At 56.1% G+C, this 22,642-nt stretch carries 15 protein-coding genes; 1 reads left to right on the forward strand and 14 read right to left on the reverse strand.

The annotated features are described in order from the left end of the window. Positions 1 to 86 precede the first annotated feature (86 nt). From NQZ67_RS17160 to NQZ67_RS17220, 13 genes are all read right to left on the reverse strand, one after another. Complete coding sequence (locus NQZ67_RS17160) at positions 87 to 848, reverse strand: sugar phosphate isomerase/epimerase family protein (RefSeq protein ID WP_257448280.1); 762 nt, start codon at positions 846 to 848, stop codon at positions 87 to 89. Positions 849 to 868: 20 nt separating this feature from the next. Continuing rightward, positions 869 to 1,978, reverse strand: coding sequence for a Gfo/Idh/MocA family protein (locus tag NQZ67_RS17165; RefSeq protein ID WP_257448282.1), 1,110 nt, complete (start codon positions 1,976 to 1,978; stop codon positions 869 to 871). Positions 1,979 to 2,199: 221 nt separating this feature from the next. Further along, the gene (locus NQZ67_RS17170; protein WP_257448284.1) at positions 2,200 to 3,240 is read right to left on the reverse strand and encodes a glycoside hydrolase family 88/105 protein; all 1,041 of its coding nucleotides are present in this window, start codon (positions 3,238 to 3,240) and stop codon (positions 2,200 to 2,202) included. A gap of 33 nt (positions 3,241 to 3,273) precedes the next feature. Next, positions 3,274 to 5,007 (reverse strand): DUF8769 domain-containing protein, encoded by a 1,734-nt coding sequence (locus NQZ67_RS17175; protein WP_257448286.1) that lies wholly within the window; start codon positions 5,005 to 5,007, stop codon positions 3,274 to 3,276. Between the two features lie 31 nt (positions 5,008 to 5,038). Then, on the reverse strand, positions 5,039 to 8,686 hold the full coding sequence (locus NQZ67_RS17180; RefSeq protein ID WP_257448288.1) for a sugar-binding protein: 3,648 nt from the start codon (positions 8,684 to 8,686) through the stop codon (positions 5,039 to 5,041). Positions 8,687 to 8,784: 98 nt separating this feature from the next. Continuing rightward, complete coding sequence (locus tag NQZ67_RS17185; protein WP_257448290.1) at positions 8,785 to 10,461, reverse strand: extracellular solute-binding protein; 1,677 nt, start codon at positions 10,459 to 10,461, stop codon at positions 8,785 to 8,787. A 102-nt stretch (positions 10,462 to 10,563) separates the two neighbouring features. Then, positions 10,564 to 11,439, reverse strand: a complete 876-nt coding sequence (locus NQZ67_RS17190; RefSeq protein WP_257448292.1) for a carbohydrate ABC transporter permease — start codon at positions 11,437 to 11,439, stop codon at positions 10,564 to 10,566. A gap of 12 nt (positions 11,440 to 11,451) precedes the next feature. Further along, on the reverse strand, positions 11,452 to 12,399 hold the full coding sequence (locus NQZ67_RS17195) for an ABC transporter permease (RefSeq protein ID WP_371825318.1): 948 nt from the start codon (positions 12,397 to 12,399) through the stop codon (positions 11,452 to 11,454). Between the two features lie 195 nt (positions 12,400 to 12,594). Continuing rightward, positions 12,595 to 14,136, reverse strand: coding sequence for a response regulator (locus NQZ67_RS17200; protein ID WP_257448294.1), 1,542 nt, complete (start codon positions 14,134 to 14,136; stop codon positions 12,595 to 12,597). Next, positions 14,133 to 15,926, reverse strand: a complete 1,794-nt coding sequence (locus NQZ67_RS17205; protein WP_257448296.1) for a cache domain-containing sensor histidine kinase — start codon at positions 15,924 to 15,926, stop codon at positions 14,133 to 14,135. Before NQZ67_RS17205 ends, NQZ67_RS17200 begins: the two co-directional genes overlap by 4 nt. Before the next feature lie 172 nt (positions 15,927 to 16,098). Continuing rightward, positions 16,099 to 19,017 (reverse strand): glycoside hydrolase family 3 C-terminal domain-containing protein, encoded by a 2,919-nt coding sequence (locus NQZ67_RS17210; protein WP_442951242.1) that lies wholly within the window; start codon positions 19,015 to 19,017, stop codon positions 16,099 to 16,101. A 111-nt stretch (positions 19,018 to 19,128) separates the two neighbouring features. Beyond that, on the reverse strand, positions 19,129 to 20,442 hold the full coding sequence (locus tag NQZ67_RS17215) for a hypothetical protein (RefSeq protein WP_257448298.1): 1,314 nt from the start codon (positions 20,440 to 20,442) through the stop codon (positions 19,129 to 19,131). A gap of 146 nt (positions 20,443 to 20,588) precedes the next feature. After that, positions 20,589 to 21,125: a hypothetical protein gene (locus NQZ67_RS17220; RefSeq protein ID WP_257448300.1), complete on the reverse strand. Its 537-nt coding sequence runs from the start codon at positions 21,123 to 21,125 to the stop codon at positions 20,589 to 20,591. A gap of 110 nt (positions 21,126 to 21,235) precedes the next feature. Between NQZ67_RS17220 and NQZ67_RS17225 the strand changes: the two genes are divergently transcribed. Further along, positions 21,236 to 21,874, forward strand: a complete 639-nt coding sequence (locus NQZ67_RS17225; RefSeq protein WP_306812928.1) for a cysteine hydrolase family protein — start codon at positions 21,236 to 21,238, stop codon at positions 21,872 to 21,874. Positions 21,875 to 21,931: 57 nt separating this feature from the next. Here NQZ67_RS17225 and NQZ67_RS17230 read toward each other — a convergent pair whose 3' ends face one another. Then, a complete protein-coding gene (locus NQZ67_RS17230; protein ID WP_257448304.1) occupies positions 21,932 to 22,639 on the reverse strand; it encodes an FAD-dependent oxidoreductase in 708 nt (235 codons plus the stop codon). Positions 22,640 to 22,642: the final 3 nt, after the last annotated feature.

Raw genomic sequence — 22,642 nt, forward strand, 5'->3', positions numbered from 1 at the left:
CGCTTGACGATATCTCCCGCAACGCTGATCTTCGGCAGCCCGATGAATGGATCCTGTTGGCGTACGATCTCCGCCCTCCCTTCCTTTTAACGCTGGAGCAAGCCCATAGCGGCTAAATTGCGATAGCTAATGGCCAAGCTTTCGAACGGATCGCGCCGGCTTTCGTCCTGTTCCACGATCAGCCATTCGACCCCCGCCTCTTCCGCCGCGGCCGCGATGCTCACGAAGTCGAGCACGCCTTCGCCGACCTCGGCGAAGAAACGCTGCTCTCCTGCTTCCATATCTTTAATATGAAGCAGCGGACAACGGCCTATCAAACGCGTACGCAAATAATCCGCCGGCGATACGTCCGCCTTGGCCGCCCAATACGTATCCAGCTCCATGCCGACGCAAGCCGGATCCGTAGCTTCAAGGAACCAGTCCATCGCGTATTTGCCGTCGTAGGAAACGAATTCCCAGTCATGATTGTGATAGAGGAATTGGAAGCCCCGTTCCTGCATGCGAGCGCCGATCCGGTTACACTCGGCGGCCTTGCGAAGCACATCGTCTTTGTCCGCGAACCGCAGCGAAATCGCGATGTGCCGGCCGCCCTCCGCTTCGTCCAAATAATCCATAATCGATTCCGCATCGAAGGAGAGCGTGTCGAATCCGGCATGCGAGCTGACGACATGGAGTCCAAGCGATTTCAGAAGCGCCTTCTGCTCGGCGACGGTAACGCCTTCCGGCGGCCTTCCAAGCTCAATGCCCTTATAGCCGATCTCCGCCAAGCGGCGAAGCGTTCCTTCGTAATCGGATCTTAAAGCATCTCTGACGGTATAGGGCTGTACGCCAATCGGAAATGTTTTCATCTCGTCTTCTCCTCCTGCGCTCAGTCGAGCGTATTGTATTTGAGGCCAAGCGGCAGCGGCTCCGGCCGTTCAATCGTCGATTGCAGCGTCACATGGCGTTCTTGCTCGGAGGACTCGAATATGCCGAACGAGATGTCCAGTATATGCCGCGCCAGCCTGCCGCTCGCCCGGTTGGCGCGCCCGCTCTGGATCGCGTGGGCCATGTCGGCTACGCCGATGCCTCTGCTTTCCGTTGCGAACCCGTGCGAATAGGGAACTTCCTTCAGCTCGCCGGATGCCGACTTCAGCCGAATGGTACCGCCGAAGAAATTGGCGTCCGGCACGTACAGGATTCCTTCCGTTCCGTAAATTTCCATGCGGGGCTCATACCCGAACGCTTCTTTGCACGCTTGCAGGCTGGCGACCGCTCCGCTCTGGAAGTCGAGCGTCGCCGTCACGTTGGTCGGCGCTTCGACAGGCACCGTCTCGCCGTATCGAGGCGATCTCGGATTAGTGACCGTAATGTGCTTATTGATCTGCTGGGCCGAGCCCGATACCCGCCGCACCGGTCCGAGCATGTTCACAAGCGCCGTCAAGTAATAAGGGCCCATATCCATAATCGGATCTCCGCCGAGCTTCAGGAAGTTCTGGAAATTCGGATGGATGCCGCCTCCGGCGTGTCCCATAATGATCGAAGCATGCGCGGCGTACGGCTGCCCGATCCAGCCGTCGTCGATCAGCTTGCGGCAGGTTTGGACGCCCGCGCCGAGGAATGTATCCGGCGCGCAGCCGACGAGCAGGCCCTTGGCTTCGGCCAGCGCCAGCACTTCGTCCGCTTCTTCGCGCGACAAGGCGAAAGGCTTCTCGGTGTAGACGTGTTTGCCTGCTTCGAGCACGCGTTTGTTGATCGGCCCGTGCGCTGCCGGAGCCGTCAGATTAAGCACAATTTCGATCTCCGGATCGGCCAGCAGCTCATCCACGGTATACACCGTGCCGATGCCGAATTCTTCCGCCCGCTTGCTGGCGAGCTCGGGCACCAGATCCGCAACCGCTTTCACTTCTATGATGTAATTAAACGTTTCTGTACAGTTTTTCAAATAAACTCCGCTAATCATGCCACAACCGATGACGCCGATTTTAACTTTGCGCATTATCCATCATCCCTCTCGTAATGGTGCGATTCCACTCCATTATGACGGAACGAGCCCTCGGTTCACAATGGAGCGGAAAGCAGAATGTCTGGATTTTTTTGATATCGATGCTCCGCAGTATTAGGTACAGTCTCCCTTCAATAAGAAAACGACAACCGATCGTTCCGTTCGGCTGTCGTTTCTGTGAAAGATACGTTGCTAGGGCTTCAAAAAGGAGAATTTCATACATACTCGCTAAGCAGCATCAGCGCCAATCCTTGCCCGTACAGGCTCTCATGCTGCGGAATGGACTGATAAGCTTCGATGGATGGCATGACCGGCGTGCCTCCGGAAACGCCTTGGACGCTGCCGTTTTCCGTAACAAGACCCAGCATGGCTTGCAGCGTTCGGTCCGCATGCCACTCAAGACCGGCATCAAGCCATCCTCCCCGAATGCCTCGTTTGATACCGAACGCAATCCCTGCGCTGCCCGAAGTCTCGGGGTAATACGCCGGACGGTCCAGCACAGTCGGCCACAGCCCATCGTCGCGTTGGAGCTTTGCTAATGCGCCCATCAGGCTTTGATAGCGTGTGACGACCTCCTCCGGCAAATTGACGAGTCCGTCCAGCGCTTCTCCGATCAACGGAACCCCGGCGGCGATCCAAGCATTCGCGCGGGTCCATCTGGCCCCCGACATGTGATGCCTCTCCTCGCAATTCCATCCGTGGAACAACAACGAAGTAGCCTCATCCTGGAGCAAACGAAGATGAAGCAGCAGCTGATGGACCGATTCCTCGGCATAGGCACGGTTCCCTGACAGCTTCGCGGCTCGCGCAAGCACGAGATCCGCCATGAAGATCGTATCCGCCCACACCTGCTCGGGGAATTGAACATCCTCCGTCACCGTGTGCTCCCAAGCTCCCTCCCGCGTCCGGGGAGCCTCGTTCGTCAGCCATTGCGCAGCCCGCTCGGCAGCCTCTGCATAAACCGGATTTCCCGTGAAAGCATAGAGCTCGGGAAGAACGGCGTACGGCGCGATCGCGTTAATGACCTTCAGTCGTTCCGACTTGCCCCTATTTCGCTGCGCCCAGCTATCCAGCCATTCCCATATATCGTGCTGCCCGCATCTTCGTCCATATTCCGCTATAGCGATGACGCCAACGCCAGGCACCCAATCCCAGCCGTTAATGTCCATGGACCAGCTGCCCGGTTTTCCATGCAGCATTCGAGAATAGACGCGTTTCGCCGCTTCCGCAGCCGTCGCGGAACGGTTCATTTTCATTTCCATAAACCTCCTTCCTATAGTCGTTCGCGTTTATACCACCTTCGGTTTCCTATGCAGCTTCTGTATGGCCAGCCTTCTCCCGTTGACCTCGCCTGCCGCGCCGAGCTCTCCATCTTCTTCAACGCGGATATCGACCCGGATTTCCGGATCCTCTCCGCCAACGGCCAACGCGAAGATAAAGATCGCTTGGCGGATTTCCGACATCTCGAACACGCGCCGCGGACCGGAATAAATGACATAATCCGCATGCAGCTTCCCCTCAACGTGCTGCAGCTGCCAACTCGGTATATAGGGCTGACCTTGCCCCTCCTCTTCGAATATGCCGTGCAGCAGCCTCAGGGATACGACTTGTTGTCCGATATGGATATCGAAGCCCTCATGGTCCCGAAGCTTTCCCTGGACCAGATCGAGCTGCCCGTCGAACTCAAGCCGAATCCGCAAATCCGACGTTTCCATGACGCCATTGGTCTTATCCAGCACGGGATGGGTGTTGCCGCCGTTGGTGAACAGATTGAGACCGAACAGCAGCTGCCCATCCAATTGGTCGGCGGTAAGCAAGGCCGAAGAAAAGTCGTAATGCTCCAGCAGGAAGCGCAGCTGCATCGAGACGGCTCCAGCGCCGCTGTCGAAATAACCGACTAAGCTTCTGCATTGCGTCCACATGATCTCCTGATTGAAGGAGCCGATCGCGTAGTCGGCGGACAGGTCGGCCGCGGCGACTCTTTGAATGCCTTTGGTTTCATCGAGCTGGTAAACTTCGCGGATCGATCGGCTCTGCAGCGTTCGGAAGCGGTCTAGATACCGATCGGGACATGCGATTCCGCTTTTATACCATTCGGGCGAATAGTCCAGCTCCTCCCATGGCCCGTACGAGGCGGCGCCCCTTGTAGCCAACTGGAGGAATGAACGCACATTCGGTTTGAGAAGCGTGCTGTAGCTGCGCCTATGCGGCCCGCCCCATTCGCCTGTTGGCGCATGGAAGTGTTCGGCAATCATGCTCCAGGCTACATCCAGCAGCTCCTCGCAAATCGCCTTGGCCCGCTCGTTCGACGTTTCCGTCCTCAGCCGGGACAATTCCAGAATCGTGATGGTCGCGTATGCGGGAGAATTGTATTCCTGGAAGGTGTTGAGGCGCCGCGTGAAGGCGAGAAATCGTTCGAGCCTCGCCAGTCCGTATTGCTCGTACGAAGAGATGCCGAGTCTTTCGCCGCCGATCAGCGTGACGAATGCGCCCATAATCGCAATGTTCGTATAGCTCGGGCCGACATCGCGCGCGATGATCGCATCCGCGGCATTCCTAAGCGCCAGCTTTAGCCGCTGAGCAAGGCCGGCCGGCAATCTGTCGCCATGCCGGGATAAGACGAGCACCAAGTTTTTGCCGATGAAATCCGCCCAATTCCAATCCGGCGGGGACATCTCGGCGAGCGGCTCTTCCTCGAACCATGACCAGATGCCGAACGTCGGACTGCTCCGGTCCGTATCCTGGAGCGAGATCAGCTTCTCAAGAATGTCGAATGCCCGTTGTTCATACGCATCCATACCGCTGTCGAGCAGCGCGGCCGCCGCCATTGCGTTTGGATACGTGGAATGTACATATTCCGCCTCGCGAATTCGAGTGTGATAGCCGGGACTGTTGAACGGGAATCGGTATAGACGCTTATCTGGGGTGAAGTCGCGATCAAGCGACTTCACCTTCCTCTCCAGCCATTTCTGATGCCATAGCCATTCTTCCTCTGCATGCAAGGGAGCCAATAACTTCTCCATCCGTCAACCTCCTGCTCGGCTTCTATCCATTTCATTTGAGTATCGAGAACCGGCCGGAGAATACCGCGTCCAGCACGCTTAGGATCGGCTCGCCGGACGTCGCTTCTCCCTCCCAAACGAAGATGGAGGCCTTCGTCTCCTTCCCGTCGGCCGTTGCCGCCATTCGGATCGTTACCGGCTTGCCGTCTAACGTTGTCCGGCCTTGCCAATAAGCGCTTTCTCCCGAAGTTACTGCCCATTCGATCATCGTTACGTCCAGCTTCTCGCCTCCCGGCAGCTTCAGCCGCCAATGATCCTCGCCCCGTCCGCCTATCTGACTATTGACATGAAGCTTCTCGCCACCCCGCCCCATGTTGTCGTTCCCGGCAAGCAAGAGGAAGCCGTTCATTCGGAATGCCGCGCCTCCGGCTGGCTCAATGGCGATAACCGCTTCCGTATAGGCAGTCTGATACCTATCGTTCTCTAGCAGCTCTGCCCGGACGCTGTACAACCCTTCGGGAAGCTCCGCCAATACCGAGGCTGTTCCGTTCTCATCGGTTTCTATAATCCGTTCGAGCTCCGACGCTTCCACGGGGACCCGTTCGCCGTTCGTTCCGATGGCAGTCAAGTGGAATTGGACGGGAAGTCCCGCGCCGGCAATCTGACCGGAAGACGTGACGATCGTTGCGACGATAGGAATCGCTGTGTCGGAACGGGAAACGCGTGTGCCCGTGTAGTCGACCTCCGCCGTCTCCCTTACGGCAGGCCCTGTCAGCCGCGCCTCTCCCCACAAGCCGCGGTCCAGATTGTTGCGGTTCGTCCCGTTCCAGATCCACTGCCGCTTGCGGCTTTGGCCGTCCTCGCTGTCATCGAAGCCGAAGTCGAACAGGAACTTCGTTCCTTCCTGCGGCGACATTTTTAACGACGTCCAAGGAATGGCCGCTTCTAACACATATCCCGTTCCATCCGGCACGGGCGCCACGGCCATGTCGATCTCGGCTTGCCGTCCGGTATTGAACCACATCCAGTAAGGAAGTCCATCCGTCAGCCCGGCGCTCAAGATAAGCTGGCGGTCGCTATAGATCAGATCCCCGCCGACCGCAAGCTCATCCGGACCAACGAAGAGCTCGATTCCGTCCCCTTTCCAGAGCGAGCTGTTCCGGTAGGGATTGTTCATCGGGGTCGGCTCCGTTACGGATGCCGTGACGTACAGATGCTGTTCATCCCAGGCAAATTGATAACCGGCCGTCATGCCCTCCGCTCCGTTACCCGCGACGAGGTCGGCTTCGGTAAGGATAGCCGATCCCGCCGTACCGGGCAGATCGCTTGCAATACCGTCGATAGGACCCGGTTCAGCGACATAAGGAATATCCAGCATCCGATTATCTGGAGCAGGACCGGGGTCCGAATCGCCAAAATCATGGCGGAACGGCTGCGCGTTGCCGAGCAGAACATCGTAGACCCGGTTGTTCGTCTCCATGACCCCCTCCAGGAAGCGGGTATAAGGGCGGTCGGCAACATTAATCAAACCGGTATTGTAGCTTTCGCCTGTATGACCTTCGAACCAGCGTCCTGTCGCGGCCTGATCGACGTAATCGAACCAATGCGTCCCGACGACGTAGCCGAGCGATGCCGCGCCTTCCACGTAATTGCGGTAGCGGAGCATTCGCTCCTCTTCCGTTGCCGCGGCTCCAAGAACGATCGGATTCAATCCCTGCTCCGCCGTGCCGTAGCTCCATTCGCTAAGCAGAATCGGCTTGCCTCCGGATTTGGCGTACACGTCATTCAGCATGTCGGTATCCAGGTTCCGGTTATAGTGGTTGATGCTGATCACATCCATATATTTTCCGGCTTCCTCGGCCAGGATGCCGCGGATCTTGGTGCTCTGCATGGGCAGCGTCAACCAGCGGTCGCCCAAGAGCAGATGATTGGGATCGTATTGGCGGAACAACCGCGTAACCGTCTCATAATAGGTGTTCAAGTAAAGCCGGAAGAAGGCTTCGATGTCGGCCGCCGCCGCTGCCGTATCAATGAAGAGCGACGCTTCGCCCAGCTCGGTGAATGCGGCGTAGCTCGTCTCCCAATTCGCGTTGAAGGTCGCGATGTCGCCATACTTTTCTTCGAGCAACTGCACAAAACGCCGCTTCAGCCCCGTCTTGCTCGCCTTCAGCTTCGGCACAGTTGTTAGGAACTTCTCGTAATGGTATTCGTTGTCGACGAAGTAGCCGATGAGGAGCGGGTCATCCTTAAGGCTCGGCAGCGACTTCGCCAGCGCTTCGTCGATTTGCTGCTCCGCGCCCTCCGCGAAAATATCGAACACTTTGATTTCGCTCGGTTTGCTCATGCTGTTAAGCGGCAGGACAAGCGTGTAAGGCAGCTGGTTCTGCCGCGCGTATTCGCCGGAGCCCCAGGCGCCCGCGCTGTTGAAGCCCCATTTGCGGATACGCTCGGCTGCTTCGGCATAGAACGAGCTATTGGTAGGGATCGTGCCCGTCTTCCGATATTTATTGGCCATATAGTAAGAGAAATTATCCTTGGAGCCCGTGAACGCAGCCCGGTATTCGGAGTCGTAGCTTGGGATCCACTCGTAGATCTGTTCCCGTCCCGCGACGTTCGTGAAGGTCTCGTTATTCGAGATAGCGTTAACGCCATTGCTGAAATAAACGTTCCCGCCTGGCGCGACCAGTACCGGCTTGCCTTGCGCATGCTGGATATTGAAGAAACCTTTCGCCTGCAGGTTTAGAGCTTCTGCGCTCCCCATGAGTCCTCCGTACGAATCGAAGTGAGCCGGGGCTTCAAGCGCTCCATAGTAGGCCTCGTCGTAAGCCACGTCCGCTTGCAGCTCTTCGTCGGATGTGACTTTGGAGGCGAAGCTAGCGCTTGTTCTTTGGCCATAACGGTCGATCTGGATATCGGCCAGGGCAAAGTAGGTGTAGACGCGAGCTGGGCTCGGCTGAAGCCATTCGGCGGCCGCATACGTATCGAGCAACGTGAATTTCGTCAAGGAAATAGGCTCTGTGTAGAGCTGATAGGCCGCGTTCTCCTCCGTTCGATAATAGATGGAAGCTCCAGGAGTCGCCGTTTGCAGACGAACCATAAGCGTCTCGGATCCGATGAAGCCCTCCGGTGGTTCAGCGGTCACCGAAAGCGTATTTCGGTTTATCAGCACTTGGGAAATTTGAGGCGTCCACGACTTGGAGTCTCCCGAAAGCTCGATCTTCAGCGCCCTCGTTCCTTCCGGAAGCCCCGCGGCTTCATAGACGTACAGCTGCCAGGCGAAGACCGGTTCGCCGGATAGAACCGGCGTAACCTCCAGCTCGGTGAACGCTTCCCCGTCTTTGGAGACGTATAGCTTAAGCGGCACGAACGGCACGGCGTTGTAGGAATAGCCGTGCACGGCGAACGACTCGATATCGTACGGGGTGGTATAGGTTAGATAACCGGCCGCGGTCGTCGCTCTCGTCGCGCGTTTCGTATCTCCGCCATAATAGGCGGGATTGCCGCCTTCCAAATATAAATTCGTGCGCTTCGCGGCAAGACTGAAGGTGTCCAAGGGATCGATGAATCCGGGCGGCGGTTCAACCGATTCTAGAAAGTTCCCTGCGGTCTGCGTATCCTCGGCATAAACGGCCGGATGTAGAAGCGAGAGTAGAAGCGCTGCTGCGGCAATCACTGTCAACCATTTGCGGACAACCATCATTTCATGGTTCCTCCTCGCATTGATTTGCTGTAACGCCTTATTTTTTATAGGAAAGGGGATGGCGTGCGCCCGCCGCCATCCCCTGCGCCCCTTCGTTCCTAGAGCCCTCTCTGCTGTCTCATCATGTCGTAAATATCATCGGCCAAGAAAGCCTCTTCACGGCTGGTTTCCCACCACGTCTCGAACCATTGCTCCACCTTCTTGCCTTCGCCCTTCTCCCAGGTGTCCATCGCTTCCTTCATGGCCATTTCAGGCGTATATCCGCTGCCGCCAAGCACCGCTTTCACCCATATGTCATCGATCGGCTTGCCGATGTTCGTCGAGATCGTATCGATATCCTTCGGAATTTGCGGCAAATGCTCGGGATGCGTAATTTCAACATAAGGCTTGCTGGGGTCGAGGTAAATCTCGAGCGCTTTCTTGTACATAGCCAGCCCCTCCGCTTGGATCGGAATGGTCGTGTTGAACTGCTGCTCGACCCTGCCGCATTGCTCATCAAGCACACCGGAGCTCAGCATTAGCAGATCGGCGGTGTAGCCGACTTCGATTTTCGTTTTTTCCGGATCGATGGGTGCCGGGCACCCATTCGCGCCGTTCTGCCAATGCTCGCCTTCAATACCGTACTTTAATGCTTTGACCGTATCCTGGCTTACAAGGAAGTCCACATACTGCATAATGGCTTCCGGATTTTTGGCATGCGCGTTCACGACGGCGGTCGCTTGAACCGGATTCGTGAACGCCGGGTTGAAGCGGCCCGCCGGACTTTCCGGATAAGGGATCGGCGTGACTTCGGCGTCCGGCACGTTCTTCTTCAGCGAAGCAAGCTCGCCGTTCGTGAAGCCGTACCAATTCAGCTGCAGCGGATAGATGCCCAATTTACCATTAATGAAATCTTGTTTCGCCTTCGCGCCGTTCTTATCGTTCAGGAAATCCTTGTCGATGATGCTTTCGTCGAACAACCGTTTCTTGAACTCGGCGACCGCTTTGAAGTTATCCCAGTTCCGAGTCAGCTTGCCGTCCTTCTCCACCCAACGGGTCGCCTGGAAGATCTGGTCTACGACCTGCCCGGATTGGAAGCTGATGGCGATGCCGTACGTGTCCTTCTGATTGTTGCCGTCGGGATCCTGTTCGGCGAAGGCTTTCGCCACTTCGTACAGCTCTTCCGTCGTTTGGGGCACGCTCAGATTCAGCTTCTTGAGCCAATCCTCGCGGATCAGCAAGGCGTGGATCGGCACAACCTCGGCCAGCCGGGCGAATTCGTAGATCTTGCCGTCCGACTTCGTTCCCACCTTGCCGAGCACCGGATAGTCCGCAAGCAGCTCTTTGTACGTCGTGCTGTACTTGTCGATCATATCGTTGATGGGCATCAGCTGCTTCTGATCGTACAGCGGGTTCTTGATATACGGATCGTATTCGAAGATCAGGTCGGGCGCGCTTGCCGAAGCGAACAGGACGTTCAGCTTCTGCTTGGATTCCCAGCGAGGCACGGCAACGAATCGGACGTCGGTCGGGCCGTTCTCGTTCAGCCACTTGGTCCACCGGTTTTCTTCCGTTGTCCCTTCGGTGGAAGGCACATTCCCCCGATCATACACGGTGACGGATATTTCCCCTCTCGCTTTCGGCTGCTCCGTCTCTGCCGGCTGGTTCGTGCTAGTCGGCTCATTGCTCGGATTGCCGGACGTCCCGCCGTTCTGCGTGCAGCCCGCCAGCAGGACGCATACAGCGGCGAGTAAGGCCGAATTGGTGAACCATTTTCTCCTGTTTGTGCGCTTCATGCCGATATCCCCTTTCTATTTCGCATTCCTCTCGTATTCGTCCGGCCATGACCCGTTCACGACATGCGCAACACATCCCCTCAAGGAGTTTTCGACTGCCTCTTACCCTTTGACCGATCCCAGCATCACGCCTTTGACAAAATAACGCTGCAGCAGCGGATAGACGATCAGCATCGGAATGATCATGACCATAATCCCGGCGGCCTTAATCCCCTCGCCTGTAATTTCCGCCACATCGTCGGGCTGCGCGTACACCATCTCCGTCAACACCGACTGCTTGCGGATCATTTGCTGCACGAGCACGGTCAAATTGAATTTGTAAGTCTCGTTGATATAGATCAACACGCTCATGAACGAGTTCCAATACCCTACAGCATAGAAGAGAGTCAGCGTCGCAAGCGCGGGCAGGGACAACGGAAGCATAATCCGCAGCAGCATCCGCCACTCGCCGCAGCCGTCCATGCGGGCCGCTTCCTCGATCTCCTCCGGAATATTCACGAAGAACGTCCGCAGCACAAGCAGATTGTAGACGCTTATCGCCGCCGGCAGCCACAGCGACCAGTACGTATTGATCAGATCCAGCTGCTTCATCAGCAGATAGTGCGGAATCATCCCGCCGGAGAACATCATGGTGAAGACGGCGGCTAACGTGAAGAAGCGGCGGCCGATAAAATAGTTGCGCGATAATGGATACGCCGTCAAAATCGTCGCGATCATCGAGATAGCAGAGCCGACTACGGTGATCAATACGCTGTTGCCGAATGCCGGAAGGATCCGCGTATTCACGAACAGCTGCCGATAAGATTCGATCGACCAGCCTTGCGGCCAAATCGTTACGAATCCCGACATGACCGAATGCGAATCGCTAAGCGACAACGATACGATATGCAGCAGCGGAAACAGGCAAGTTAGCGAGAGCAGGAACAGCAGCCCGTAATTGCACGCATAGAATACTTTGTCGCCAAACGTGTCTTTCATCCCGCTTCCCTCCTACCAAAGCTCCTGATTAAATTTTCGTGCGATTTGGTTTGCCGTCAGCACCAGAATAAGGCCAACGAGATTCTCGAACAGCCCCATGGCCGTCGTCAGACTGAACTGCGCCCGCTGCAAGCCGAAGGTGTAAATATAGGTGCTGATGACATTGGATACATTCGATACGACCTCATTCTGAAGCATGAAGACCGGATCGAAGCCGACATCCATCACTTTGCCGACCGATAGAATGAGCAGCAATACGATCGTCGGCATGATGCCGGGAATCGTAATGTAGCGGATCTGCTGCCACTTGGTTGCACCGTCGAGACTTGCGGATTCGTACTGGTGGGGATCGATGGTCGTCAAGGCGGCTAGATAAATGATGGCGCTGAAGCCCATCTCCTTCCAGATCCCCGATCCGATGAAGATCGCAACCCATGAACCCGGCTCGTAGAGGAACGGGAACGGCTCCCCGGTTAATCGGGTTATCCAGTGATTGATCACGCCGGATTCCAAGGAGAAGATCTCGAGAACGATCCCGGATACGATGACCCAGGAGAAAAAATGAGGCAAGTACAACAGCGTTTGCACGGATTTTTTGAACCAAGCCTTGCGCACTTCATTCAGCATGATCGCCAGCGCGATCGGGACCGGGAACCCGATAACCAGGCTTAGAACGCTGAGCATCAGCGTGTTCTTGATAATCGTGACCGTCTGCATCTGATTGAACAACATGTTGAAGTTATCCATCCCGACCCAAGGACTGCCCAGGATGCCGTCATACATGTTGTATTCCTTGAAAGCAATGACCAATCCGCCCATAGGGATATACTTGAATAGGAGCAGAAATACGATCCCCGGCAAAAACATAACGTAAAGCGGAATATTACGTCTGAGCAGTCTCGCTCTTCCATGCGCAGATGCCCCGCGAGCTGTTACAGCTTCGGCCCTGTGGGCAGCCATCTTGATCATCCCCTTTGAATGGTTCGATATTCTTATCTTAGTCCATTCTTGAGAGCGCTTCCTTGAATATATGGATCGAATTCTATAATTTTTTGTTCAAAAAAGGCCGCCCGCTCGCCGACCGGCGATGGAGGCAGCCCACAAGTCTATTTGTCGGAGCTAGCTTCGCAAGGTTATGCCCATCGTCTACCCGCGTCATCGGCTTTGCTTGCGATAATCGCTCGGCGACATCCGATGAAGCATTCGGAATACGTTGGTGAAATAATTCGGGTCATCATAGCCGACGGCGGAAGCGATCTCGAACACCTTCATATCGGTATTCGCGAGCAGCAGCGCAGCTTTGTTGATTCTTACTTTCGTCAAGTATGCGCTATAATTTTCTCCGGTCTCCTTCTTGAACAGCTTGCTCAGATAGGCCGGACTCATATGGTATTGCTCCGCCATCTCGTTTAACGTGCAGGATTTCGGATAATGTTGCTCCAGGTAGCCCTGAAGCCGCGCAATGACATTGTGATTATTTTGTTCCCGCCATTGCCGGGCAGCCTGCAGAAACCGACTTGCGGCGCCGTCAGCCCATTCCGAGGCCTCTTTCACCGAGCGTATGCCTTGCAGCCGGCTTATCCTCTCGCCGAACAGCCGGTCGTCCTGGGCGATTTGGAAGGACTGGAGCGATACGGTTTTCGTCGCGATAGCGAGCGCCAGCGCTTCCAGCTTAGCCTCCTCCAAGCTTTGATCGGCGATTCTGGCAACTCTCTCCTCAAGCGAGTGCCGCAACCGATCCGGATCGCCCGAGGCCAGCGCAATGGTCAAGACGAGCTGGCACTCCTTCACCTTGGCGTCACAGGAGGCGCTCGCATCTCCGATCTGCCCGGGTACGGCAGACGGTCGATGCCGCGTGCGCTCGATCTCTCCAGCCCCGCACGATTTCTCGTATAAGTCTGGCAAATCCGCGAAGCGGCCGATTACGCCCGCCGCAACAAGGGTGACCGACAATCCGAGATAACGGGTAATGCTGGAGGCGGCGGCAGATCTCCACTCGGTCTGACCGTCCTCTTCATGAACAATGGCGTAGCGGTCGTATTCGACGGCCACGATTCTTCCGTCCGTCCCCTGTCTGCACGCATGCTCGGCGATTATATTCGCCACCGCGAATTGAAGCAGACCAAGATCCTCCGCCCTGTACGGCTTATCGTTCGGGAAATAGCTGTCGACGAAGGCAAACGTCACCGCGCGGCCCAGCGTCAACGATTCCATATTCGTCTTCGGGCCGTGATAAGGCAGACGAAGCAGAGCGGCGCGCAGGCTTGCATCTTCTCGGCCTCGCTCCTCGGCCAGGAGCTGCTCGCGTCTGACCAGCTTTTCTTGATATTTGCGATAGGCTTTCTCCAGCACTTCCAGCAGCATGGCTTCATTGCAAGGCTTCAGCAAGAAGTCGAGCGCGCCGAACCGCACGGCCGCCTGCGCATACGCGAAATCTTCGTAGCCGGTCAAGATGATCAGCTCCGAATCCAGACCTTCCTTGCGCACGCGTTCGGCGAAAGCGATCCCGTCCATCCCGGGCATCCGGATATCGGTTAAGATCAAATCAGGCGTCTCCTCCGCGATTAGAGCGAGCGCCTCCTCGCCGTTTTCGGCTTCGCCGATGACGGACCAGCCCGTCGCATTCTCGTCGATCATCTTCCGCAGCCCTTTGCGGAAATACGCTTGATCCTCTACCAGCAGCAGCTTCCCTCTCATTCATGCTCCTCCAATCCTTGCGCCGACGTCCGATAGGGCAGCAGCAGCTGAATCGTTGTCCCTTCGCCGGGCTTACTCGTCATTCGCAGGCCGTAAGGCTCGCCATACAGAATATCGATTCGTCTCATGACGCTTCGAACGCCAAGAGAAGGCCGTTCCTTTGCCACCTGCTCCTCCTGGAGCACTCGCCCCAGCTTCTCCGGCTCCATGCCTGCGCCATTGTCGACGATTTCGATTTTCACCTCATCCATCTCCCGGTATGCCCTTATAAGCAGCAGCTTCGGTTTGGACTGGCCTTTGAAGGCATGAACGAACACATTTTCGACCAACGGCTGCAAGATAAATCGGGGCGTCAGACAGTCGTCGGCTTCAGGGTCGATCTCGATACGCGCTTCAAAGTCATTTTCCAAGAAAGCGGATTGGATAGCCAGATAGTTGCGGATCTGACGGACTTCCTCCTGGAGCGTGGTCTCCTTCCAAACCGGAGCGAGCGAATACTTCAATAATTCGGACAGCGAAGAGACAAGCTCGGCCGTCTCCAGATCGTGCTGCAGATACAGCTTCCAGTACAATCCATTGAGCGTATTATACAGAAAATGCGGATTTACTTGCGCTTGAAGCGCTTTCAGCTCCGCTTCCCGTTCGCTGAGCTGACGCATATACACTTCCTTAATCAGCCCCTCTACGTTCGCGGCCATCGCGTTAAAGCTCTCGGCGATATAGCCAAGCTCGTCGCTCGAGCGAATGCGGATCCGTATGTCGAAGCGGCCTGCCCTTATCCCCCTCATCGCTTGCACCAGCTCCTTCATCGGCTGAAGCAGGCGGTTGCCGAGGAGCATGATCAGGAGCCCGCTCAACAGAATGCTGACAAGCCCCGAGAGCACATGAACATTTAGGATTCGTCTGCTCTTAGACAGAAAGTCGGACATGGAGACTCGGCTGACCAGCGTGAACGAAAGCTGCAGGGAGACATTGCGGGTGAAATAAACGGAGTTGTTCCCCTCCTGCTCGATTCTGCTGGCCGGTCCCGTGAACCAGCTGTTATCGGGCTGCGTTTGGTCAGCCTGATTGGGGCTCGGAAAGAGCATCCGGTTATATTGGTCGAACAGGTAGACCTGGCCCTCGCCTTCGGCCGTCATCTCCCGAAACGATCGGGATATAAATTGTTCATCGATAACCATGACAAGCATACCGTACATGCCTAGCTCCTTATTGCGCATCCAACGGGACGCGATAATGACATCCCGGGTTCCGCTTCGTTCAATCCGGCTAGGAAGAGCCTTGTTCATCCATACGAGCTGTCCGCTCGATTGCTCGACTCTCCCCCGGATCTCCTCGAATAAGGATGCATCGATCGGCTCGGCAGACTCTTTCATTAAGCCGTGATAGTAGTTGGTCCCGTTCAAATCGTAGAGGTACAAGGATTGCAGCTGCGGCGCGTCGATCTTGACCTGCTGCAGCTCCGTGATCATGCTTTCTTGCAGCGCGTATCGCTCGTAGGGCGTGTCGATCCGGTTCGTCGCAAGCCCGGTCACCGCATCCTCGATCGTTTTGTTGAACACGATCGCGTTCGAGATCCGGTACAGCTCCTGAATTCGGAACTCCAGCTGCGTCATAGCCTGCTCGCTCGCTTTCCGGTGCTGGGCGCTTACTTCTTCTTCGAATAGTCCTAAGTAGATACGGTAAGTCGCGATGCCCGTGATACAAAACGTCAAGACGACGATAACCGAAATGCCGGCCAGCAGCTTCGTGCGAAACCCGAGTGCCCGCAGTCCCGATAGCATTGCCATTATCAAGCCCCCTCCTCTCACCATTACTATTCGGGAACAACGCGAATAACCCACTCTATATCCGCTGCATGCCGCAACGAAAAGCACCCCTAGGGGGGTTCGGACTACACGCGCTGGTGTTTTCCGAGTTCCTCCCGAAGGGGTGCTCTTTTGACTTGTCTTATTTATTAAATTACTTTACCAATCTAAACCAGCTGACCGCAACAGGTCCTCTCGCCGAAAGGTACACGTCGCGCCGCCCGGCCGCGTTAGTAAGACCGAACGTGAAGCTCCGCCATTCCTGCTTCCCTCCGGCTGGGATCGCGCACGATCCAACAAGGGGACCGTCAGGTCCGTCCAGCCGGACTTCGACGACCGCATGGTCCGTGCTTGCCGCTCGCAGCTCGATCGCGGACACGCCATCGCCCAGCTCCGAATCCTCGAAGGCTAGCCATCCCGACTCGCCGCTTACGGCTGCCGCGCTGCCTCCCTCGTCACACTCGTCGAGGTATACGCCATCGTAGGTATCATAGTTAACAGCCCTCGTTACTTGCTTCAAATCGCGCGGCGGAATCGTTTCTCCGTCAACCGTTAGGCGGCCTTCCAGCCGGATATCGCCGGAGGACGAGCCAAGCAAGACGGTGCATTCGCCGCTCTCGATGCAGAAGCGTTCCCTGGTCACGTCCCAGATCCGAAGCTCATCGAGCGGCAAGCGGAAGGTCACGTCAGCCGACTCGCCGGGAGGCAGCGCGATTCGCTGGAAGTCGGCGAGCTGCAGCAGCGGACGTTTTACGCGGGAAGCGCCGGCCCGAACGTAGAGCTGGACGACTTCTTCTCCTGCCCTTTCGCTAGCGTTGGTCACGCGGCAGGTGATATCGACAGCCGCGTCTTGACCCGACTCGACACGTCCGGACGGCAGACGAAGCTCATCATACCGAAACTCGCTGTAAGAAAGGCCATGTCCGAATGGATACAGAGGCGCGCCTTCGAAGTATTGGTACGTCCGGCCGCCTTGGATAATGTCGTAGTCCATAAACGGCGGCAGCTGATCGACGGAGCTGTACCAGGTCATATTCACCCGGCCAGCAGGATTGACATCGCCGAACAGCGCGTCCGCAATCGCATGGCCAAGCTCCTGGCCGGCATGAGACGTGTACAGAATGGCCGGTACCTTCTCCTGCAGCGTATTCAAAGCGAACGGGTAGCTGCCCACTACGACCACGATCGTGTTCGGATTGGCTTGAAGCACCTCGAGCACCAGCTTTTCTTGCGAAGCCGCGAGCGTAATGTCAGGACGGTCCACCGTCTCTTTGCCGTTGATAAGAGGATGGTTGCCCACGAATACGATAGCCGCATCCGCGCCGGCTGCCGCTTCGACAGCCTTCGCTAATCCGCTCGTGACGCTTTCGAGCTCGAATGGCTCGGCTTTAGCCTGAACCTCATCGTCTTGACGGGATTCTTCTATGCCGCCCACATTGATGGCATTGGCCGTCTCTTCGGCCTTGCCGTCGCCGACGAGCAGAGCTCCCGTCTGACGGTCGACCGTTACCGGCACGTCGTTCCAGGTTGCGATCGTTGCAAGCGACGGATCGGAAGCCTCGCGCCGAATCATGAACACTTCCTTCGTGAACCATTCCCAGATCCGATTGGCCGATGCTTGTACCGCACGATCGTCGGTCGTCAGATAACGGCCATTGCGTTCCGCGATCGCCGTATGGCTGTCCCAGCCCCAATCGGTCACGTCGAAGACGTCTGCGTCAGCAGCCGTTTGAGCGGAAGCGGCAAGCTCGCCTTTTTCCCCGTCGCCGATTCTGACATATCGCCCGTTGTGTACAGACTTGAGCCGAACGCGGTCGGAACCGCTGGCGTATACCGTCTCGGCGTTCTTGCCAGCCGCTTGAAGCTTCTCGTTAATTCCTTGCAGCGGAGTAACGGCGTACGGCATCGTGCCGCTGTACCAATCGCTGTACACGATATCGGCGAGCGGGCCGATGACCGCGACCTTGCGAAGCTTGTCCGCCTGCAGCGGAAGCGCTCCGCCTTCGTTTTTCAGCAGAACCATTGCCTTCTGCGCTGCTTCCCGCGCCAATTCCGCATGCGCAGGCTGAAGAATCGCCGACTCGTCCAGGTTGGCGTACGGATTCCGATCCTCCGGGTCGAATTCGCCAAGCCGGAACCTGACGCGGAACGTATTGCGAAGCGCCGTATCGAGATCGTTTTCGGTCAGAAGGCCTTCCTCCAACGCCAAGCGAATCGCATCCGTTACCACGGCGGCTTCGTCCGTTATGCTGTCAATGCCGCCCTCGCGAATCGAACGCGCCACCGCTTCCTGCAGCTTCTCCACGTAATGATGGTCCCTTACGGTGCCCGTCACGTCGAAAGCGTCGCTGACCACGAAGCCGTTCATGCCCCACTCGCGCTTCACGATGTCGATGACGTCGCGGCTCAGGTTAGCCGGCACGCCGTTGATCGCGTTGTACGCGGACATCATGGACTGGGCGCCGCCTTCCTTGAACGGGATTTCGAACGCCTTCAGGTAGTACTCGCGCATATTGCGCGGATCGATGCTGACGGAAGTATCCCCCCGGCCCGCCTCGTTGTTGTTGCCTATAAAATGCTTGAGCGTCGCGACCGCCTTCAGGTAGAACGGATGCTCGCCTTGGATGCCCTTCGTCAGTTCGGCCGTAAGCTTGCCCGCAAGCACAGGGTCCTCGCCATACGCTTCTTCCGTCCGGCCCCAGCGAGGGTCCCGTTCCATATCGACCGTCGGCGCCCACAGCGTCAAGCCGTTAATCGCGGGATTCCGCTTGTAGAAGCCCCTGGCTTCATCGCCGATCGCGCTTCCGATACGTTTCATCAAATCCTTATCCCACGTGCAGGCCAGACCGATCGGCTGCGGATAGGTTGTCGCTTCGCCGAGCCAAGCCATGCCGTGAGCCGCCTCCGTGCCGTGCTTGTAAGGCTGGATGCCGAGCCGTTCTACGGCGATCTGGTATTGCGGCATCAGTCCGATCTTCTCCTCGATCGTCAGACGATTAATCAAATCGTTGACGCGGTCTTCCAGCGGGAGATCCGGGTTCCGGTATGGATATGTAGTTTTGTCGGTTGTCAATATGATCACTCTCCTCCGAACCCATCTTATCAGAAATCGAGTGGAAATGCTCGCCGCGCGTGGGGAGGCAAGCCCCAGTTTTAGGTTAGAGATTTTTTCACAGCTGTATAATTAGCCCTTGTATTCATCGTCTTCTTGCTTCGGCTTCCGCTCGTTCCATGGAGCCGCCACGTGGCTCAGCATGTCGTAAAGCTGTCTGAATTCTCCGGTATCCAGATCGAGCCGAATATAAGAACGCAGCTCCGCCGGCAGGACTTCGCCGCGCTCCGAAGCCGCATAGAGCTGCTCCCATATGTCGGAGGGGACGGCGAACGCGATACAATTTCCTACTTGCTGAATGAGACCGTCGTTATCCAGAATATCGGGCAGCGAGTCGGCCGTATCGTCCGTCAGCGCCTTCTTATACAACTCCCGGTGCTTATTGACCTCGGACAAGATCGGCTCCACCGCGTTCTTATGGATCCAGGCATCGTCCGAGACGACCGATTCGAACATGCCGCGTATGCTCGTCCCTCGTTTTCCTTCTTCGGCCATCGACTTCAGCAGTTTTTTGGCCATGTCAAAACGCTTCGCGTAATGCGCGCGATACGTTTCGATTTTCGCCGTATGGGCGGACAAATGCATTTTGTCCTGGACAAACGGATGGCTGGAGCTGTCCATCATATGATCGATACCGGGAATGTTCATCGCGAATTGGTTGGCATCCCGCTCTCTTGTATCCATATCCCTCGAGTGGCTGGTGACGTATTGCTCCAGAAAGTCGCCTTGCACCTTCTTGCCCGGCAGCTTCTTGCCGCCGCGATCTTCGACGCTTTGCTTGAACTTCGGCTCCATCGCGGAATAGAGTTCCTGCACAATCGGATTGACTCCAGGCTTAAATTCTTCGTCGTCCGACGTTCCTTGAGAGCTTATATCCTGCTCGTACCACTCTTCAACGTTCATGGCTTCCATTTCGTCTTCCGACGAACTCTCTTCCTCTTCCTCGGAGTCGCTGTCGATTTCGCTGATTTCATCGATCTCGTCCGCTTCCTCCTCAATTTCAACTTCCTCTTCTTCTTCGTCCATCGATCCCGTCTGCAGCTGCAGCTTTCGTTTGTTCAGGGCGTCCTGATCTCCGGGCTCGTAGATCAAGCTTCCGTTCGCAACGTGCTGCTCGAGCATTTGAAGCTGATGGAGGTTTAAATTTCTCCAATCGACCGGAAATCGATTGCCCGTGGATGGATCGAGCATACGCTGAATGACGGCCCCCGTCGCCAGGTTTCCGATCGTTTGCTGCAGCTGCATCAGCTGCATGGGATAGAACGTCTGCATCCCCGGCGCCATCTGGACTCCCGCCGCTTCCCGCCCGTTTCCTTGCCGTAAGCCGGCGGATTGACGTTGGAGCGTCTTCTCCCCGCCTTGTCGTCCGGAGGAATGGGATTTCATCACAAGCCACCTCGTTTACGAAGGTCACAGCCTCCTGCGCCTGTCAAATTTTAGTTCCCGTGAGTTTGATCATACCAGAATGGCCGATTGTTGGGGAGACTTCTTCGCAAAGGTCGTCTTGAACAAAAAAAGAACAGCCGATTCCATCAGCTGTTCTCTTGGACCTCCCAGCGGTGTCGATACTTCGTGAGATTCGGATGCGCGTCCGGAGGCGATTCGGTTATGATCAGACGGATTCTCCCGATCCACTCTTCGAACGAATGGAAGGAGGCGAACGCGTTAGCGGTATCCGGCGATACATAGAGGAACATCGGCCTCGGATACACATCCGCCAAGTGACGGAGAGCAGCTTCGATCGGCGTGTACTTCTTGCGCTTCCCTTCCCAATTCTCCACTGTGATCGTTTCATCGTTCTCTCTCTCCCGCCGCCAATCGAACAAGCTCTTCTCCCGCTTGTAGTACGGCTCGATCGGGCGCTTCCACATTCGTCTCGCCGTCTCCTCGTGCAACGGGTAGAGAACAAGCTTCGCGAACCCTCGTTCCGCCGCGAGAGCCGCTGCGCGATCCAGCTGCTCCTCCGATACGTCCTGGAACGTGTCGTAATACACTAGCGTTCCTTTCCCCGAGCGGGCATCCAGCTCATCGGCATGACCGAACGGCACCTTGCGAATTCTTTGATCCATCCAATCCCTCGCTTCCCTATTCGCGCCATAGTATACCCCAAAAAACATAAATTACAAATGATTGCTAATAACGCCAACGGGGAAAATAAGCGTGAAAAGGGGTGAAATCGTTGGAAAAGTTGAAAGCGAGACTGGATCAAAAAAACGCGGCCGTCATCGTCGTGGATGTGCAAAACGATTATTGTCATCCGGATGGAGCGATTGCCAAAAGCGGCAGCGATGTCAGCGCGGCCAAAAAGATGATGCCGGGCTTGAGAAGCTTGTTAGATGCGGCTCGGCAGCATAACGTACCGATCATTTTTTTGCAGACGAATCACGAGAAGGCAACCGATTCCGAGGTATGGTTATCGCGCTTCCCGGACGGCGTTAACCCGATCTGTCATACGGGAAGCTGGGGAGCGGAGTTCTATGAGATTGAACCGCAGCCGGACGACATCGTGGTGAAGAAGCATCGATACAGCGGCTTTATTAACACCAGGCTGGAGTCGGTCCTGCACACCTTAAAGATCGAAACCTTGATCCTGTCGGGCGTCAGCACCAATCTTTGCGTCGAATCCACTGCCAGAGACGGGTTCATGCTGGATTTTCATATAGTGCTCATCAAGGATGCCTGCGCGGCTTTCACTCAGGAGGAGCATGACATGACCCTGAAAACCGTCGATACCTATTTCGGAATGGTGGCGGATTCGAACCAGGTTGCGTCCTATTGGCAGCAGCACCAGAACAAAACGCCGCAGCTGGTCACTTGAACGCAGAAAGCGAAAAAAAGGCAGCAAGCCCGTAATGGAGCTGCTGCCTTTTTGGGGCTAATAGCCGAAGAAGGAGTCTTTTTTGATATTGCGCTTAGGAATCTGATGCTTTTGCAAGAAAGCGGCCATGGACTCCACCATGGATTTCGGTCCTGCCACGTAGAATTTGCCACTATCCTTAAATTGGGAAGATAGCTTAAGGAGCTCCTGCTCTAGCATCTCCCTCGAGTCCAGATAGGAGACATGGATGGAAGGATGTTCGGCGAGAGCGTCCAGTTCTTCTTGAAACACATACGACTTGCCGCTGTCCAGATAGAGCAGATGGACGGGCTGCCCATTCCCTTTCCCTTCCGCCTCTAGCTGCTTCAACATCGAACGAAAGGGCGTGATGCCGATTCCGCCCGCGATCAGAACCGCGGGACTGTTATCGGCAAGCTGGAAGGTCCCCACTGGACCAGTCATGTTCATTTTCATGCCCGGCTTTAATTCCAGCATCGCTTGTTTAAATTCGCTTGGTTCTTTGCCGATGGCCATCGTCAGCCGAATCACGTTTTCCGATGGGGCGGATGCCACGCTAAACGGCTTAAGCGGATTTTTAATTTTTTTGTGAAGGATGCTGAACAGACCGTGCTGCCCGGCTAACCAACTTACACCCTTATCCTTCTCGAATAGAAAGGAATACACGTTATCTGATTCTTTATAGCTTTCGATGAGCGTGATTTCCCTCTTTTTGAACATTTTCAAAAAATCGCGAAAGAAACTCATTCC

The organism is Paenibacillus soyae (assembly GCF_024623455.1).
GTDB lineage: Bacteria > Bacillota > Bacilli > Paenibacillales > Paenibacillaceae > Pristimantibacillus > Pristimantibacillus soyae.

Excerpts from the sequence above, each read along its gene's own strand:
- NQZ67_RS17160 (WP_257448280.1), bottom strand. The coding sequence starts at position 848 with ATGAAAACATTTCCGATTGGCGTACAGCCCTATACCGTCAGAGATGCT.
- NQZ67_RS17165 (WP_257448282.1), bottom strand. The coding sequence starts at position 1,978 with ATGCGCAAAGTTAAAATCGGCGTCATCGGTTGTGGCATGATTAGCGGA.
- NQZ67_RS17170 (WP_257448284.1), bottom strand. The coding sequence starts at position 3,240 with ATGAAAATGAACCGTTCCGCGACGGCTGCGGAAGCGGCGAAACGCGTC.
- NQZ67_RS17175 (WP_257448286.1), bottom strand. The coding sequence starts at position 5,007 with ATGGAGAAGTTATTGGCTCCCTTGCATGCAGAGGAAGAATGGCTATGG.
- NQZ67_RS17180 (WP_257448288.1), bottom strand. The coding sequence starts at position 8,686 with ATGATGGTTGTCCGCAAATGGTTGACAGTGATTGCCGCAGCAGCGCTT.
- NQZ67_RS17185 (WP_257448290.1), bottom strand. The coding sequence starts at position 10,461 with ATGAAGCGCACAAACAGGAGAAAATGGTTCACCAATTCGGCCTTACTC.
- NQZ67_RS17190 (WP_257448292.1), bottom strand. The coding sequence starts at position 11,439 with ATGAAAGACACGTTTGGCGACAAAGTATTCTATGCGTGCAATTACGGG.
- NQZ67_RS17195 (WP_371825318.1), bottom strand. The coding sequence starts at position 12,399 with ATGGCTGCCCACAGGGCCGAAGCTGTAACAGCTCGCGGGGCATCTGCG.
- NQZ67_RS17200 (WP_257448294.1), bottom strand. The coding sequence starts at position 14,136 with ATGAGAGGGAAGCTGCTGCTGGTAGAGGATCAAGCGTATTTCCGCAAA.
- NQZ67_RS17205 (WP_257448296.1), bottom strand. The coding sequence starts at position 15,926 with ATGGCAATGCTATCGGGACTGCGGGCACTCGGGTTTCGCACGAAGCTG.
- NQZ67_RS17215 (WP_257448298.1), bottom strand. The coding sequence starts at position 20,442 with ATGAAATCCCATTCCTCCGGACGACAAGGCGGGGAGAAGACGCTCCAA.
- NQZ67_RS17220 (WP_257448300.1), bottom strand. The coding sequence starts at position 21,125 with ATGGATCAAAGAATTCGCAAGGTGCCGTTCGGTCATGCCGATGAGCTG.
- NQZ67_RS17230 (WP_257448304.1), bottom strand. The coding sequence starts at position 22,639 with ATGAGTTTCTTTCGCGATTTTTTGAAAATGTTCAAAAAGAGGGAAATC.